We start from the raw sequence: 16,332 nt of genomic DNA on the forward strand, positions 1-16,332 counted from the left end.
AGGTGTATGCCTGCCTCGGATGCTGCGCCCAGTGCGGCTGCTGCGCTCGCGCCATCAAGCGGATCATGGATGAGAGGCCGGGCTCCGTCCATGCGAGCGCAAGCATGCACTGACTTGGAGTTGACACGGTCACGGTCAGCGCGTGCCCTGGTTATCCACCTGGAGGACACGCGAAACCCAGAGAAAGCGAACATCATGAACGTGCCTGTCAATTTCCGTTCCGTCGACATTCCCGCCGAACTGCAGTCCTGCTTCGCCGCGCAGCGGGCGGCCTATTTGGCGGCGCCCGAGCCATCCTACGATCAGCGCATTGCTGACCTGAAGGCCCTCGGGCAACTCCTGAAGGACAACAAGGACGAGCTGGTCGCAGCGATCAACGCCGACTACGGCAACCGGTCTGAATTCGAGACCCTGTTCGCCGAATATTTCGTTGTCCTGGAAACAATCGCCGACGCCAGAAAGAACCTGAAAAAGTGGATGAAACCGCAGCGCAGGCACGTCGACTTCATGACCTACCCGCTCGCGCGCAACCGCGTCATCCCACAGCCGCTCGGCGTCGTCGGGGTCATCGTTCCCTGGAATTTCCCGCTTAACCTCAGCTTCTGCCCGCTCGCCGCAATTCTGGCCGCCGGCAATCGTGCGATGGTCAAGATGTCGGAAAATTCAAGAGCGCTCGCCGAGGTCCTGATCCGTGTCTCGCCGAAGTATTTCCCGCTCGAGAAGCTTGCCTTTTTCGAGGATGGCGGCGGACGAGGACCCGCATTCTCGTCATTGCCCTTCGACCATCTGCTGTTCACGGGATCCGGCGCGACCGGTCGCGCAGTCATGGCAAACGCGGCCCGCAACCTCACCCCTGTCACGCTTGAATTGGGCGGCAAGGCACCTGCAATTGTTGGGCCTGACTTCCCGGTCAAGACAGCGGCAGAGCGCATTCTCTGGGTGAAGATGTTCAATGCCGGTCAGATCTGTACGAATGTCGACTACATGTTTCTGCCCAAAGGGAGTGAGGACGAGTTCGTCCATCATTGCCGCAAGCTGTTTGCCGAGCGCTTCCCGGACATCAACGGTCAAGACTACACGTCGATCATCGATGAACCGTCGTTCACGCGGCTGCAGGCGACCCTGGAGGATGCCCGTACAAAGGGTGCAGTCCTGGTCAATCTTGCGGAACGGCAGATTCCGGACACGAAGCAGCGCAAATTTCCACCGCATCTCGTGCTAAATCCGACGGACGACATGATTGTCATGCAGCGCGAGATCTTTGGCCCGATCCTGCCGATCAAGACCTATACAGATCGGCAGGAGGTCGCCGACTATATCAATAGTCACGACCGACCGTTGGCAATCTATCCATTCACCTCCGATGCCGAGCTGCGCGACTTCTACATCTCGCGGGTGATGTCGGGTGGCGTATCGGTCAATGAAGCTCTCCTGCACGTCGGCCAGCACGACCTGCCATTCGGTGGGATCGGTGCGAGCGGTATGGGCCATTACCACGCGCGCGAGGGGTTCAACACCTTTTCAAAATTGCGCCCGGTCTTCTATCAAGGTCCTCTCTCGCCGATCCAAATGCTATTTCAGCCGCCCTACGCCGGCCGCCCAATGAGCATCCTGCGGACGATGATCAAGTGGAAGACGTGATGCGTGACTGTGGCAGATCGGCGCCAATGATATGCGCCGCAAGCCTGGGCGGATGCCGGGCGTCGTCGGCATTTTATCCCGGTATCGTCGCGGTCGATCTCAGCCAGGGCGGCGCACATTTTGAAGCTCTGCTGACTATAGTGACTGCGGCGTCGATTCATTCTCATTCGCACGGAGACCGCCATGAAGGGTAACGTCTTTATCATCACCGGCGCGCTGGGCGCGCTTGGCAAGGTGGTCGCGGAGGAAGCCCTTTCGGGCGGCGCGCGAGTCGCCGGTATCGATCATGCTGAGTCGCAGTTCGCCGCAACAACAGCCCAGCGGATCGAATTCGGCCGCATCGACCTGACCGATGCGGCACAGGCGAAAGAGGCTATCGATGCCGCCGCCGCGCATTTTGGCGCGATCGACGCGCTAATCAATATTGCTGGCGGATTTGCCTTCGAGACCATTGCCGACGGCGATCCCAAGGTTTGGCAGCGCATGCATGCTCTCAATGTCGAGACCGCGCTGAATGCTTCGCGCGCAGCGATCCCGCATCTTCTCAACTCGCGGGCGGCCCGCATCGTCAATATCGGTGCGACGGGCGCACTGCAGGCCAGCCCCGGCATGGGTCCTTATGCGGCGTCGAAGGCCGGCGTGCATAAGCTGACGGAGTCATTAGCTGCCGAGTTGAAAGGCAAGATCACCGTCAATGCGGTGCTGCCCTCGATCATCGATACCGCGGCAAACCGCGCCAGCATGCCGAAGGCCGATTCTTCCGAATGGGTCGCGCCAAAGGAACTCGCCGATGTCATCCTCTTCCTGGCGAGTGACGCCGCCAGCGCCGTTACCGGCGCGCTGCTGCCGGTCAACGGACGGGTCTGAAGCGCGGTTGCGCCGCTACCAGCTTCCGAAGCACAGCTCAGCTACCGGATGCCCCTGCGCCGATATCGATGTACGTCCCAGTCGCCTGTCCCGCAAAGACCACCGAAAGATGATAGTCCTCGAGGTTCTGTGAATAGGATAGCTCCAACCCAGCTTACTGCGATGACCGAGGTCGGCATGTCCGCTTTGGGTCAAAAGCCGACCTCGGGTGAATGACCGCTTTTGGCAAAGCGGACGTTCGCACGCCTCGCAAGGGAGCTTTCAGCGACTCTTGAAATCTAGGATCAATGGTGGGCGCACATGGGTCGAACCATGGGCCTCTCGCCTGTCAAAGGCGAGCTAGTCGCTCGGGGGGCGGGCCTCTCCTTGGATGATGCCATCATGCCGGTGTTTTGCCCGACGCGTCAATCGAATTTCGGAAAAGGCGTAACCCGTTGATCCGACTGACGCCGGCTACTGTGCATGGGGTTGTTTTCGACATTTTGGTTCGGACGGTCCCCGACAGCCGCGAGGCTTGGGCGATCGTCGGCAACCGTCAGGGTTCAGGAGGATGGATGGTGGGCGCACAAGGGATCGAACCTTGGACCTCTCCCGTGTGAAGGTCCGGCCCGACTTTGATATCTAACGGCTCTTCGCGGTTAGGCGGTCATTCCCCTCGAATTCCCCGACTCGCCGAGCGCTGAGATGATCGCATCGGCGGCCATCTCAATCCGAGCCTTCAGTAGTGCTTCAGTTTTTGGTAGTGTCTTAGTTTGAAGATAAGTTGGCATTGGCGATAGGGCGACGTGCCCTAGCTCCATGGTTATGCCTAGCACAAAGCAGGAGCAAAATGGCCTTTTCAATTGATAAATGGATGGTGGCGTGGAACCCAAAACACAGCACACCTGCACTGGACAGACTCGGGAAGGCCAAACCTGACGGCGCGGTTGAGGTTGGCATCTGGCCCGACAAAACTGGCTGGTCGGATGACTACGACTCCACGGTCGGATGCTGTGACACCAAACGATCCGGGTTCAGTCTTGAAGGCAAGGTCGCCCAAATGTTCATCGATTTCCACACCCTAGTGGTTGGCGATGGCATTGATCCGAAGGCTGCACATCGGGAGTTTTTGAAGATTGATGAATATCGCCGTCGTATCTCTCCTGACATCGATGGTGCTGACATAGGCTCTGAGGAGGACTAGCGATGGCCAGAGGCCTAAAGGTGAGAAATGGCCCGCCGACGCCATCGGCAACGCCATCATGATTGCCAGTGTCTCAGTTTGAAAATCTGTCCTCTATTAGTAGAGCAATTGCGACCCCGGCAGACGCGCCAAAAGTAATCCATATCGGGGCGTAGTGGACGCCCATCATGGAAGTCACGACGATGGCGATGGCTGCGCCGGCGAGCCCCAATATCACGCGGGCAAGCATCATTTGCCGCCTCCCTTGCGAAGCTTACCGCTAAGCATTACCCTTCTCCGCTCGTGGTGCAACCTGGGAGAAGCTGCGGTGTTTAGGGTTATGTGGACGGGCCCCAATGGGATTGACGGCGTCAACGTCGACAATGCCAAGCAAGCGCTCGAAAAATACCAGGAAGCTCAAGCCGCCGGCTTCCAGAAGATCACCATCAAGGATGACGGCAAGCGGACTTTGAAGTTGGATGAGGTAGTTGCCCTCTCAACAATGGTGAAGCCAAGTGCCTAGAGGCCCCAAGGGCGAAAAGCGTCCAGGTGACGTGATCGGCGCCGCTGTCATGGTCGGCAGAATCGCGACCGGCGAGATAGACGACTTGACCACGGAGGACGGCAAGAACGCCGCCGCCGTGGCGCTGGGGCGCATGGGCGGCAAGGCGCGGGCCGAGGGCATGACAGCTAAGCGGCGGAAAGAAATAGCAAAAAAGGCGGCTGAGAAAAGATGGGGGTCGAAGTAGCCTTCGGTTGACAAAAACATGGTATTTTCGTATCTGGTTGCATCGAGAGCGAGGCAACCAGATTCGGGGCTACCGTGGATTATGCAGAGGCTTTTCTGAAAGATCAGATTTCAGCGCCATTGCGCTCTCTGATCCCCTCCACCTTGAAAGCAGCTTACGACGCAGCGCGGCTCCTGATTGAGCAGGAAGCCATCCTCAGCGTCACAAGTGCCAAGGACAACAGCGGCCGCATCATACAGTGGGCAGTCGATCTGGGTTTCGAGCGCCTCGTCCAAAGCGGACAGTGGCCCTTCGATTTTCGCTGGACGTATTTCGAGCGCCCGACAGGGCGTTATCTTGAAATCTTGCCGTCTCACTCCGTCATTACGATCAGTCAGGTCGATAACCCCTCAAAGCAGCCGCGCGATGTTCGGTTTCGTGCAAACAAGCGCCTCAATGGTCAGGGGTGGCTGGCTGGATTCTCTCCCGAAGATCAGCCCAGCTCAGGCATTCCTCACGTTTTGCTGATCCATGGGCATCAGAACTTGAACTTCGCTCACCTCGGCATTCCCAAAGAGGAGCAGGAAAGCGGGTACCATTATCGGTCTCCGAATCTGATGTTAATGCCTCATGCCGTAGTCTCTACGGAGCCGCCGCCGGAAGATACCGACATCGAAGCAGTGATCACTCTCAAAGAAGAAATCGACAAGTGGCGAAGAGACAATGGCAACCAATAAGATAGTCCAGTTCCCAAGCGCCGCCGCCCGCGCCACCCAGGCCGGGCGGCTTTTGATTCCGTCGAAGCTTCGCGACGCGCGTAAAGTTGCCCGCCTTTCCCAAGGAGATCTTGGCGATCTTATCGGCGTTTCTCGGCAGGCCATCTCAGCTTATGAGCGCGGCGATAAATCACCCGAACCATCGACATTCCAAAAAATATCCGAGGTGCTAGACCAGCCGGTCAACTTTTTTACTAACCCGGACCGTGTGCGCTTCGGTGCGGCGGGCGCACGGTTTTATCGAAAATTTGGTCCTGAAACGCTCCGACGAAATGAAGCTGCCGCCGTGCTGGGGGATTGGTTTGTCCAGACCGCGAAGTATTTCGACGAATTCGTAAACTATCCCATGCCGGCATTGCCGGAGTGCGCTCCCCGAGGAGACGGCGCGCGTTATGAGATAGACGAGATTGATGAAATCGCGCTGAATTTGCGGAAGCAATGGGGCTTAGGCCCGGGTCCCATTTCTAATGTCCTCGCACTACTTGAGGCCAAAGGAATCGTTGTTTGCCGTTACGAAATGCAGGGTGAAAATGTTGAAGCTTTTTCATTCTGGAATGGTGCTCGGCCGTTCGTTTTTATGGCTTCGGAAAAAGAGGCGGGAGTTCGTTTGCGCTATGACTTAGCTCATGAGCTTGGTCATCTAGTACTCCACCGATGGGTCGAGCAAACGGATTTAGAGGACAAGGCTACGCTGAGAGCGATCGAAAGCGAAGCTGACAAATTCGCGGGCGCATTTTTGCTGCCCAGCAATTCGTTCCCAAACGAAGTTTACACACCTCGCCTTGATGCGTTCGTGCCTCTCAAGGCGCGCTGGAAGGTGTCCATACAAGCTATGGTCTATCGATGCCGCGACCTCGATTTGATCGATGCCGATCAGGCATTGAACCTTTACAAGCAAATCTCTTTTCGCCGCTGGCGCAAAAAAGAGCCGCTAGACGACCCCACTAAAATTCCAATTGAGCAGCCTCGTCTCTTGAGGCGCGCTGTGGAGCTTCTGATCGATAGCGGTAAGAAACACCCCGAGGACATTCTAAACGAATTGGGGCTGAGCGCAGCCTGGATCGAAAAGTTCTGCGCGCTTAAGCCGGGAACGCTCAAAAACGGTGATTTTCCCGCGTTCGAGCCGACGCTGAAATAGGTGAACTTTATGCTTGACGGTAAGCATAAAAGTTCAGAGTGCTCGGCCGGCGCCGCGCTCAAGCTAGTTTGGCATTCTTTGAGCGGCGCGGCACAGGCAGCAAATCCGCCCGTCGCGCCTCCGCACTAGCCATCGTGTGTTTATATCGGTCGGCCGAGTCCGGATCCTTCCAGCGGCCGGTTCGCGTCAGGCCGTACGTGTCGAGGCCGCCGTAGCGGTGCATCCAGGTGCCGTAGGTGTGACAGAAGATGTGGAAGCCGCGCATGCGCTTGGGCAGAACTACGCCGGCCCGGTCCAGCGCCAGGTAGAGCATCTTGTAGAGCCGGCCGCCCTTGCAGAACCGGAACAGTTTTTCGTCGGGGTGACGCTCCAGGAACGGCACGCCAGCGCCTTGGCGCGACCGGCCGGCTGCACCGTTCGCCAAAATCATCCCGGCGGCCTTGCGGGGGCGGGTGGGGCGCGGCGGCTGCTTGCGGAAGGCCTCCACCACGATCGGCGGCAGATGCACCGGGCGGGGCTCACTGTTCTTCGTGGCGCCGAGATAGAGCAGCGCCTGGTCGAGCCGGAGGCCGCGGAGCAGGGCTTCCTCGGTGGCGTCGCCAAGCCGCATGCCAGTGTAGAGGAGTGTCAGGCAGAACAGGCCGAACTCCGGCTCGATTCCGTAGGCTTCGCGGATGACGGCGAACGCCTGGTCCGGCTCGAGCCACTCGGTCGCTTTGCTTCCGCGCCAGCCTTTCGGTCGGCGGATCTTGCGCTCGATGCCGGCGTGCTTCAGCACGGCCGAAACTGGTGTGTGAAATTGCCGGTTGAGCGTGGTGGCTGGGGCGAGCGGATAGACACCACGGGCGGCATTATCGATCGCGATCTGATCGATCTCGGCGAGTGGCATGTCCCGAAGTGCGTGTGGGCCGGTAGCCTCGATAATCTTGCTGAGAAACTTGGCTTCGCCGCCGGCTTTGAGATATGCGAGCGCAGCATCCGCAAAGGTCGGGGGCCGCGGCGCCTCGGCTACTTCCGGAGTGGGACGATAGTCCCCCCGCTCGATGGCGTCCTTAATGTCCTTGAGGATGCGCTTGGCGACCCGCAGTTCAGGAGTACCCGCAGTTCGTTCAACGTAGATTCCGAGGTAGGTGCCCCGGATCGTGTAGTTCGGGCTCTTGCCTTTGCGCGGCGGTCGGAGGCTGAGGGGCATGGTTTTGACAGCGCGTCCTTGAGGCGGGCCAGGTCCTCGGGGAAAAAAAGCTTCCGCCGGCCTATCGTCCGGTAAAATGGGTGCGTGTGCAAGAAGTCTTGGAAATAGCGGCGAGAGACCCGAAAATAGGCTGCCGCCTCGTTCAGGGTTTTCGGTGGATCGATCACGGTAGCTTCCATAGGACAACGACTACGGCGGTGACTAGGGCAGCCAGCACGCCGACCCCGCAGGTGATCCACTGTGCGCGCAAGATCGTCTTCCGAGCGCGAATTTGGTCGGCCCGACTCTCCATCATGAAATGGGTCAAGAGGTCGAGCTTGAGATGGACCGGATCCTGACTTGCTGGCGCGGCGGGCTCTTGGGTCATGCGCGAGATCCTGCGGCAAGTAATCGGTTAGCAGCCTCGTAAGATTCGGCAATCATCTTCCAACGATCCCGCTGCGCCGTAACTTGGTGCTGAGCGCGCTCAGAGAGGTCTGCCTGAGCGGCCGATCGAGCGGCATTCGTTAGAGCCGCGTCGCGTGTCTTCTCCGCTGCAGCCAGGCTGAGTGTGAGAAGAGCGATCGTGTCGCGAAGCTCTTGGAGCTCCTTAATGACGTCGCGGCGAATGATTGGCGGACGCGACTGGCCCGGGGCCAGAGCCGGCGCGTCCGCCTGCGATCCGATGTCAACGGGGGGAGCTGACATCGGAATCCTATCGGCCTTTCGCCAGACGTGCCGCGAGGCGTTTGCTGAGCGAAGACACCTGATATGGGTTCAGATCATATTGGTACTCAGGCTTTGCTCGATCGAGGCGCGTGAGAAGCCGAATAAAATCAGCGGCCAGTTTGCAGTCTTGGAGCGATGCCAGTCTGACCGAACAAGCCTCAAAGAGAAGCGATGAGAGCAAGAAGCGGCGTGCACCGGCGTCAACACGAAGGGCCCACAAGCCAGATGCGCGCTGATCCTCGAGAATGGCTTTCGTCTCCTGCTGGAGCCGTTTCAACTTGAAGAGCTTTTGGCTCTTCAGATAGTGGATGTTGGCGTGTCCCTGACCGCTGGCCTGGGCATCCTTGATCCAGTCGTCATAGAAGCGGATGATTTCGCGCGGAAAGCTGGTTTCCCGACCGGATTGGTCCAATTGAATGCTTGGATAAGGAAGCTTTTGATTGTCAGGCAACAAGGCTTCTTTTTGCTTGAGGCGTTCCTGAGCCCTTACGAAGTCTCGATATGCTTTCTTCGCATCCGCGAATACGACGGCTGCTGAAGTGCCCGCTCGCGCCTTACGTACGGCGCGCAGAAGCGCCGTGCTACGAGCTATCTTTTCCCGGTAGAAGAGATCATGAAAAACGACCTGCTTCTTCAGCGCCGTGCTCGGCTCGGGATATTTGATCGGCTGTGCAACGATCACCGGAGCCACGTTCGAAATGGGTGACGCTGCGAAGTCAGTTTTGGAAGACGGGGGCCGGAAAAAGACAGGCGGCGCTGCTGACGTTTGAATTGCGGTCATCCCTCGTACTCCTATCTGGCCTGAGCATGAAACTTGGCGATCGCGTCCCCAATGTTTCGCATCATGAATTTCAACTGGCCTTCTTCGGGCGTGAAGAACACGCCGCGCATCTCATCGCGGCCGGCGTAGACCATCAGGTCTATGACCTCCTCGATGGTTCGGGGTCGGAAATTAACGATCTCGTCTTCCGCCGCCGACCACGCGCTATGCGCCTTGCTCAGCATACGCTTGGCGTGATCGAGGCCTCGGGGCTTGCGCTGGTCTCGGGCGGCGACCTGAGCATCCCAATCGGCCAGTAGAGCAGCGAAGCGCGCTTCAATATTTTTGCGCTCGGCATCGCTGTCGACGCTCGCCAGCACCTTCGGACGATCGTCCTCGATCGCCTCGCGAGAGTGATAGAACCAATCTCCACCTTCAAGCTCGATATCAGGCTTGCCGTCCATGACGATCCGCGACGGCGAACGCGTGCCACCCTTCACCTTCGGTGCGGGCCCGGCAGCCTTGCGAAATTCGTCGCCGAGCCGCTCCTCGCGTGGCGACCACTTCTCGACGTCGGCAACCGCGGCGTTGAGCTTGTCGATGAGGGCGGCGAGGCTCTTGCTCTTCGGCCTGCGATCGGCCGCGCTGGCGAGGCGGCCTGTGGGGAGAACGAGATTCGGAGTTGCCATCACGCAGCCCTCCGCACTTCCGGCCATTCGAGCGTCCAACCGTAGAGCTGGCCCCACAAGGGTTCGATCTCCTGGGTGAAGGCCGTGAGAAGGTCGGACTCCATATTGCTGACCTCTCCGACTTCGGCCCTGGTCAGGTGCGAGTGCTCATAGCTGAGCACGCCGCCGACGACGCCGAGCTGGACGGCTAGGATGCCGACTTGGCGCTGTTGGGCGGGCGTTAGGCGATCCCAGGCGGAAGTGGGATCGAAGGCTTTGATTTCAGGAAAGGTGGGTAAGCGGTCGTCGGGTGGAATAATCATGGTTGGCCCCGTCTGTTGAAGACGAGGAACAACATAGCCGATTGGCTAAGTTGTGTCTATCTCTATTTAGCCGACCGGCTATGTTTTAGCGCCTGCTCCAGCTCCTTAATCAGCTCTCGTGTTAGCTTGGGCGCAAAAAAAGCTTGTTGAACAACAGCAAGGATTTCGATTTCGAAATCTTTGATCGGGGGACCATTGAGGGGCTTGGCCGTAAATTTGCCCTTCGCCCGCGCCCGATCAAGGATCGCGATTATGTGCCGTTCGACGCCTTTTGGCCTGATTAGGCAGAGTGAATCGAGATAATTTTCGTACGGGTCGTCGTCCAGTCCGGAGCATATGGTTAGGAGGAGGGCGTCACCAAGCCGAAATACTGGATAGAGCGAGTCATCGCCCACAATGCACCAAAAGTCTCCAACTTGATCACGCTGATTAGTCCGAATTTCGAGCGGGAGATCCTCCTTAGACTTGAGGCCGTGGCTCTCGCCGTTGCTTATGATGCCCTGCACGTAGATAATTGTTTTTTTATCGTCAAAATAGGTGAGGCGAGGCGTGATCACGCGCAACGCTTCTCCGATTTTATCGGCCCATTCGTGAGTGAGCTGCATCTTCCCGCGCTCGAGTTTGGATACTGTGATCCAATGAGAGCCGATCGCGTCAGCGAGTTGCTGTTGCGTCATACCTCTCTTTTTGCGCCATTCGGCGATTCTGTTGGGAGCCTCTGCCATATAGCTTTTTCGCTTATTGCATATGGGGCGTCTATAGCCATTAGGCTAAAATTCTTGTCGGGTCGCTTGAATCAAGATAGCCGATCGGCTATATGTCGCCGAATGCAGGCGGTCACACCCAGATCTTGGCGCAAGGCGCAGGGCCTCTCCCTAGGGGCAGCTGCGGCGCTATGCGGGGTTTCCGGAAAAAATCCGGCCAGGACCTGGCAGCGTTGGGAGACGGGCGAGCGTGAGCCATCGATCAAGGCCGTTGCGGCAGTCGAAAAGGCGAGCCGGGGCGAGATCAAGGCCGGCACGTGGAATGTGATTCGACAGAGCTTTCTCAGTGAACAGAAAACTTCATCGCTCGATAGTACAACGGCCCATGACGTTGAATCATCTCAGCGTCCCACGCCCGATACCGAATTATCGCCGCTAGCTGATCAATGTCCCGGGGCCGATGCTCGGGAGGCTTCGCGCGGTGTCTCGTCTTCATCCGAACAATCCTCGATCGCGACGGAGAAATCCGGCGCCGAATAAACGTTCGCGGACCCGACGTCGGCAAAACTGAACGGTCCGCGAGCAGAGTGTGAGTAGGTGTAACGCGTATCGATCGCCTGTGTGCTTCTTGGCACGAAACAGGAGAGCACACATGCGATCGGAAAAGTCCGACAGATCGTCGGAGGAGAAAATGACCGTGGGGCGTCAGTCAACGTTGACCGAGGCTGCGCAGTTGCTGCGAGACATCGCAGGCGAGCGTGCAGCGGATGAGAGCGTTAAGGCGGTGTTTCGACGTCTGAGCCGCCGCCTAAAAGGATGGTCGGACTCGCGCGTCAGGGACATTTGGTACCGCGATGAGCGCGTAAGCGTTCGCGCCTCAGAAGTTGAGCAATTGCGCGCTATGGCCAAAGCCGAGCGCCGTGATGACGCAGGCACAAATGAGCTTCAAGAGCTTCGCGACCGCATATCTCGGCTCGAACGCCTCCTGGAGGCGAATGACGAGGCGTTTCATAGCCCGACGCTTGCTGTCCTGCGGGATCAAGAGCGCCAAGTGGGTTGAGGCGCTGGCGCTCTGGATCGATCCCAGCCTGGAGGGGGCGATCGACCAATGAGCGCACGCGTCATTCCCTTTCCGCTCCGGGGCCGCCTCTCGTTTATCGAGCGACAGGCGGTGATCGCGGTGTCGATGCGGCCGGACGCGGCCGAGCGCTATCTTAGACGGCAGCTCCAGACCCAATCGGAGGCAATGCGCCGGAAGGGCGTAAGCGAATCTCAAATTGAAAACGGCTTAGCGGATACTATCTGCTGTTTTTGGGCGCCGGCGGCGACTCGCAGGACATGCTTGCATTTCATAGCGGTCCCATTGAATCAGTTCTGCAACTTTATCTGCACGATCAGCCGGTCAGTACAATCCCGGCTCTTACACATGACGCGGTCTGCGTGGTGCAGTCGGTCGGCGCCGATGCGTTTCTGAATTGCGTGACTGTGCAGGCCTTCTATGGATACGACACGCAGAACGTCAACGGGGTTATAAACGCCTCAAACACGAGCGGCGTTTGGACGTCTGATTTTGCAGGTAAGGGAATTGCCTGCCTGGCAATGTATTGCCAGAGCCAAGTTGATCCATCCGTTTTTACCAAGCGTTATCCGCAAGGGTTGCCGCTGCCGTCGGTGCTCGCGAAATGCGCGCCGATTTGGGATCCGCGCGATCCCACGCAGTCGCGGGACAACCGATCGACCTGGCGCGCCTCGCCAAATCCAGTTCTGCAATTGATCGATTACCTGACCGAGCCTGACGGCGGCATGGGACTCGAGATCGACGACATCCTGCCGCCGGCGACGCTCGCGCAATGGATGGATGAGGCGGATCTTTGCGACGGTCGATATTATTCGGCCGGCTTCTATCGTTTCGACAACTCGCCGGAATCAGTGATCAACAAGATCCTGGCGAGCTGCGACGGCTGGCTGTGCGAGGCCGGCGACGGCACGCTGTCGTTGACGGTCGGCGTCTATCGTGAGCCGATCAATGCGCCGCTGACCGCAAAGCACATTCTGGGATGGAGCATCAACCGCGGCATCGCTTATGAGGAGCTGGTCAATCAGCTCGATGTTACATACACCAACCCGGCGGCAGGCTATGTCGCCGACCAGATCGATTCGGTGCGCGATGAAGACCTGATCTCGCGGATCGGCGAGGTGCGGGCCAAGCCGCTCGACCTCTCCTGGGTTCAGGATGCCTGGCAGGCGAATTTGCTGGCCGAACGGGCAATGTTGCGCCTCAACGCCAGCGGCGGAACGTTCGTGACCGATCTTTATGGGCTGCGCTATCTCGGCCGGCGCTGGATCCCCGTGCGGTTTCCCGACGTCGCCGGCCTCGAGGATTGCGTCGTCGAAATCCAGGACAGGGCCAAGGTCGATCTTTTGGCCGGGCAAGTGACGTTCAATTGGAAACTGGTCGATCGGGACGCGCTGGCCGCGCTCGGCGCGGCGACGCCGGCGCTGATCCGCCAGGACGGCACCTACTACCGGCGACACGACGACACCGTTCTCGTGCGGCAAAACTAAGGGGCGTTGCATGGCAGGTCACATCTGGGACGATCCCGACAAGGCTGTCGACGGCACCGAAAAGGTTGCCGCTCAGACGGCGACCGATGACTTCGGGATCCTGATCTCCTCGATCGCGAGTTATTTCGCGACGGTCGCAAAGACGCTGACCAACAAGACGATCGACGCGGCGTCGAACGTCATTAGCGGTTTGACGACCTCCAGCTTCGCGGCGAATGTCATCGATACCGATGTCGCGCTTACCGCGAACAGCGACACGCGCATCGCCAGTCAGAAGGCCGTTAAAGCCTACGCCGACGCGCGGATCGCGGCGCAGGACGCGATGGTGTTCAAGGGCGTTACCGACTGTTCCGGCAATCCCAACTATCCGGCGGCCGATCGCGGCCATACCTACCGCGTGTCGGTTGCCGGAAAGATCGGCGGCGCGTCGGGCGTGGTCGTCGAGGCCGGCGACATGTTCATTTGTCTGACGGATGGCACGGCCTCCGGCAACCAGGCGACGGTTGGCGCCAATTGGTCCGTCATCCAAACGAATATCGACGGGGCGGTGACCGGCCCGGCCTCGGCGACCTCCGGAAATCTCGCGACCTACAACGGCACGAGCGGCAAGGCCTTGCAGGACAGCGGGCTCCCGGTCTCGACCTTGACAGGCGCATGGACTGTGACGGCGCCGACTGTGACGGCGTCGGTTCCCGCGTTCACGACCGTCAGCTGTTCGCTTCGTTACAAGCTGATCGGCAAAACTGCGTTCTTTACGGCAACAATCACGATCACCAACGCCGGCACGGCCGCCGGCAATATCCTGTTCGACCTGCCGTTCACGCCGACGACGACGCATGCCGGCGGCGGCAAGGAAGTGGTCGCAATCGGCTATCAGTGCAACTGGCAGACCATCGGGTCACAGGTGGCAATCGCGAAATACGACAACACGACCATCATTGCGACGGGTCGCACCGTCGTCATCACCGGCACGATCGAGACAACTTAGTTAGGAGCGCACTAATCATGTCACAATTCGGATTCGTCAAAGTCACAGTGCAAGGTGTTCAAGGTCCAGGTCCCATGAGTGCGCCCGATGTGAAAGCCGGTGACCGGCTACTCTTAGGCTACGGTCCAAATCCGGCCAACGTAGAGCAGATCATTTCTACCGACGGTGAAGTCCAGCAGCAGAACTCGTTCGATTGGAGCGGGCAGCCGCCATTCGATCTCATCTATTTGCGCGGCATTTAATCTCGTCATTACCGGAATCATCGAGACAACCTAAAGGGCGACCAATTGGCCATTCTCAAAGCATCCGAAATCTGGCGCGACTATGAAACCGACGGCGTGCCGGCGAGCGGCCCTCATCAGCCCGTCAAGCGCGATGTCAGCCAATGGGGCTCGACGCTGGAGTCGATGCTCGCGCAGCTCGGTCTCGGCTTTGCGACAAAGGCCGCGCTCGACGCCAGTTTGCTCTACTCTGCGAACACCCTGGCGATGGTCTACGCCGACAGCACTGCGGCCAACAACGGCATCTATGTGAAGTCCGGCACCTCCGGCTCGGGCTCGTGGTCTCGCATTGGCGACTTGCAAATTTCCATCATTCCGCTAGCCGTGACGGGCGGCACCGGAAACGCAATCGTGGCCACCGCGCCGATTTCGCCGGTCAATCCGGCCCAGCATCTCTATTTGCTGACGCCTACCGCGAACAACACGAGCGCAACCACGATTGCGGTCAACGGCGGATCCACCGTCGCGATCAAAAACGCGCTGAACGCCAATCTGACTTCCGGCTCGCTGATCATGGGCAACGCGGCGCTGATGTGCTGGGTGACCGATCATTATCAGTTGCTCGTTGCCGCTGCGATCGACGGGAACGCCATCCTAGCGGATGCACAAGCGGCGGCAATATCGGCCGCGTCGAGCGCCTCGGCCGCTTCAGGCTCGGCAGCGGCCGCGGCAGCCGCCGTCAATTACGGTATGAATTTCGCGACGCGAACGGCGGCGATCGCAGCCAACATTCCCGGCACGGTTACGCACATCACGACGGCCGGCTATACGACGGTCGGCGACGGCGGCGGCAGCATCGCGACCGGTGCGATTTACAAGCGCGTCGGCAGTCTCCCCGGCCATTCCGGCTATATCCATTCGGCGGACGGCGCCTATTGGGAATTGACGGGGATCGTGTCGAGGTTCGTCAGCGTCGCGCAGTTCGGTGCGGTTGCCGCCGTCGCCAACCTCGACACCGATCCGGATTGCGCCGCCGCGATCAACCTCTGCATGGCCTATTGCAATTTGAAGCAGGCCAACATGATGGTCCCGTCAGGACAGTGGTTGCTCGATGCCGCGATCACGTCGCCGACGTTCATCATCGAGATCAGGGGTTCGCAGGGTGGCGGTCAGCCTACCGTTTTTTACAAGCGATATGTCGAAGCAGATGCCAACAAGGGTATGATTTCCCTCGGGGCTTGGGGCGGGACGATTTCCGATATTCAATTCGCAGCCAAGGCCGGCACGTCCGGTGGCTCCGCCCTTTCGGCTATCCTCCCAAACAACGCCGCGAATATTGGTATCCTGCGCCTGCGAAACATCTACGTTTCGTGCGGCGACGGCGTGAACGCGAGCCTGCACATCAATGGCACTGTGAACACGGGCGGCGTCGGCGGTACCGGCGGCAAGAGCTACCGCAGTGTGTTCCTCGAAAATTGCCATTTCTTCGGCGCTGCTCAATATACGATTCTACTGCTGAGCGTGCAGCACTGCTATGCCAGCAACGTTTTCGCCGACGCCACGGGCGGCACAACGTCTTCGGGTGTGTGTGTCAATTGCGCCGGAAACAGCACGGCGCCAAATGATGATATTTTCTGGACTGGTATCATGGGCACGCTTTCACTGGATTGGCTGACGCGCGCTGTCTTTAATTGCGTGGTCGGAGGAAATCTCTCGAACACCGCCAACGTTAACAACGTAACCGTGACGAGGGTTTACGGAACGATCGGCTCAAGTTGGGTCAGCTCGCGCGTGATCAACTAAAGTCAGGGCACCAAACAATATTGATGCCAAAGTCCGCAATCGTCGATGTTCAAAATTTGTAAGAAGATCGCAATTGACGCGAGTAAGG

General features: G+C 58.8%; 19 protein-coding genes. 12 read left to right on the forward strand and 7 right to left on the reverse strand.

The genetic code is table 11. The features are described 5' to 3' along the window. Nucleotides 1-114 precede the first annotated feature (114 nt). The 3 genes from IVB46_RS44330 to IVB46_RS44340 all read left to right on the forward strand — a co-directional run bounded on the left by IVB46_RS44330 (nucleotide 115) and on the right by IVB46_RS44340 (nucleotide 3,691). Nucleotides 115-1,641, forward strand: coding sequence for a coniferyl aldehyde dehydrogenase (locus tag IVB46_RS44330; RefSeq protein ID WP_247346175.1), 1,527 nt, complete (start codon nucleotides 115-117; stop codon nucleotides 1,639-1,641). 183 nt (nucleotides 1,642-1,824) lie between these two features. Beyond that, entirely contained in the window at nucleotides 1,825-2,508 is a 684-nt protein-coding gene (gene fabG / locus IVB46_RS44335) for a 3-oxoacyl-ACP reductase FabG (RefSeq protein WP_247315154.1), read from the forward strand. A gap of 829 nt (nucleotides 2,509-3,337) precedes the next feature. Continuing rightward, nucleotides 3,338-3,691, forward strand: coding sequence for a hypothetical protein (locus IVB46_RS44340; protein ID WP_247346179.1), 354 nt, complete (start codon nucleotides 3,338-3,340; stop codon nucleotides 3,689-3,691). A gap of 73 nt (nucleotides 3,692-3,764) precedes the next feature. Here the strand turns inward: IVB46_RS44340 and IVB46_RS44345 are convergent, their stop codons facing one another. Next, the gene (locus IVB46_RS44345; protein ID WP_247346182.1) at nucleotides 3,765-3,923 is read right to left on the reverse strand and encodes a hypothetical protein; all 159 of its coding nucleotides are present in this window, start codon (nucleotides 3,921-3,923) and stop codon (nucleotides 3,765-3,767) included. 75 nt (nucleotides 3,924-3,998) lie between these two features. On the opposite strand from IVB46_RS44345, the gene IVB46_RS44350 reads away from it, so the two are divergent. From IVB46_RS44350 to IVB46_RS44365, 4 genes are all read left to right on the forward strand, one after another. Then, nucleotides 3,999-4,193, forward strand: coding sequence for a hypothetical protein (locus IVB46_RS44350; RefSeq protein WP_247346184.1), 195 nt, complete (start codon nucleotides 3,999-4,001; stop codon nucleotides 4,191-4,193). Nucleotides 4,194-4,242: 49 nt separating this feature from the next. After that, on the forward strand, nucleotides 4,243-4,419 hold the full coding sequence (locus tag IVB46_RS44355; protein ID WP_247346187.1) for an RNA-binding protein: 177 nt from the start codon (nucleotides 4,243-4,245) through the stop codon (nucleotides 4,417-4,419). A gap of 74 nt (nucleotides 4,420-4,493) precedes the next feature. Continuing rightward, nucleotides 4,494-5,135, forward strand: coding sequence for a hypothetical protein (locus IVB46_RS44360; RefSeq protein WP_247346190.1), 642 nt, complete (start codon nucleotides 4,494-4,496; stop codon nucleotides 5,133-5,135). Beyond that, entirely contained in the window at nucleotides 5,122-6,312 is a 1,191-nt protein-coding gene (locus IVB46_RS44365; protein ID WP_247346193.1) for an XRE family transcriptional regulator, read from the forward strand. Before IVB46_RS44360 ends, IVB46_RS44365 begins: the two co-directional genes overlap by 14 nt. Nucleotides 6,313-6,370: 58 nt before the next feature. Here IVB46_RS44365 and IVB46_RS44370 read toward each other — a convergent pair whose 3' ends face one another. The 6 genes from IVB46_RS44370 to IVB46_RS44395 form a co-directional block, all read right to left on the reverse strand. Continuing rightward, a complete protein-coding gene (locus IVB46_RS44370; protein ID WP_247346196.1) occupies nucleotides 6,371-7,504 on the reverse strand; it encodes a site-specific integrase in 1,134 nt (377 codons plus the stop codon). Nucleotides 7,505-7,667: 163 nt separating this feature from the next. After that, nucleotides 7,668-7,871: a hypothetical protein gene (locus tag IVB46_RS44375; protein ID WP_247346199.1), complete on the reverse strand. Its 204-nt coding sequence runs from the start codon at nucleotides 7,869-7,871 to the stop codon at nucleotides 7,668-7,670. Between the two features lie 327 nt (nucleotides 7,872-8,198). Beyond that, nucleotides 8,199-8,993, reverse strand: a complete 795-nt coding sequence (locus IVB46_RS44380; protein WP_247346203.1) for a hypothetical protein — start codon at nucleotides 8,991-8,993, stop codon at nucleotides 8,199-8,201. A gap of 11 nt (nucleotides 8,994-9,004) precedes the next feature. Next, complete coding sequence (locus IVB46_RS44385) at nucleotides 9,005-9,664, reverse strand: hypothetical protein (protein WP_247346206.1); 660 nt, start codon at nucleotides 9,662-9,664, stop codon at nucleotides 9,005-9,007. Next, nucleotides 9,661-9,963: a hypothetical protein gene (locus IVB46_RS44390; protein WP_247346209.1), complete on the reverse strand. Its 303-nt coding sequence runs from the start codon at nucleotides 9,961-9,963 to the stop codon at nucleotides 9,661-9,663. Before IVB46_RS44390 ends, IVB46_RS44385 begins: the two co-directional genes overlap by 4 nt. A 62-nt stretch (nucleotides 9,964-10,025) precedes the next feature. Then, nucleotides 10,026-10,688, reverse strand: a complete 663-nt coding sequence (locus IVB46_RS44395; RefSeq protein ID WP_247346211.1) for a helix-turn-helix transcriptional regulator — start codon at nucleotides 10,686-10,688, stop codon at nucleotides 10,026-10,028. Nucleotides 10,689-11,319: 631 nt separating this feature from the next. Here IVB46_RS44395 and IVB46_RS44400 point away from each other — a divergent pair. The 5 genes from IVB46_RS44400 to IVB46_RS44420 all read left to right on the forward strand — a co-directional run bounded on the left by IVB46_RS44400 (nucleotide 11,320) and on the right by IVB46_RS44420 (nucleotide 16,244). Beyond that, a complete protein-coding gene (locus tag IVB46_RS44400; RefSeq protein ID WP_247346214.1) occupies nucleotides 11,320-11,727 on the forward strand; it encodes a hypothetical protein in 408 nt (135 codons plus the stop codon). Between the two features lie 710 nt (nucleotides 11,728-12,437). Then, a complete protein-coding gene (locus IVB46_RS44405; protein ID WP_247346217.1) occupies nucleotides 12,438-13,232 on the forward strand; it encodes a hypothetical protein in 795 nt (264 codons plus the stop codon). Between the two features lie 10 nt (nucleotides 13,233-13,242). Then, nucleotides 13,243-14,220 carry a hypothetical protein gene (locus IVB46_RS44410; RefSeq protein WP_247346220.1) on the forward strand — a complete coding sequence of 326 codons (978 nt, stop codon included), beginning with the start codon at nucleotides 13,243-13,245 and terminating at the stop codon, nucleotides 14,218-14,220. Between the two features lie 17 nt (nucleotides 14,221-14,237). After that, on the forward strand, nucleotides 14,238-14,462 hold the full coding sequence (locus tag IVB46_RS44415; RefSeq protein ID WP_247346223.1) for a hypothetical protein: 225 nt from the start codon (nucleotides 14,238-14,240) through the stop codon (nucleotides 14,460-14,462). Between the two features lie 45 nt (nucleotides 14,463-14,507). Continuing rightward, entirely contained in the window at nucleotides 14,508-16,244 is a 1,737-nt protein-coding gene (locus IVB46_RS44420) for a hypothetical protein (RefSeq protein ID WP_247346229.1), read from the forward strand. Nucleotides 16,245-16,332: the final 88 nt, after the last annotated feature.

The organism is Bradyrhizobium sp. 61 (assembly GCF_023073075.1).
In the GTDB taxonomy this organism is placed as follows: Bacteria; Pseudomonadota; Alphaproteobacteria; order Rhizobiales; family Xanthobacteraceae; genus Bradyrhizobium; species Bradyrhizobium barranii.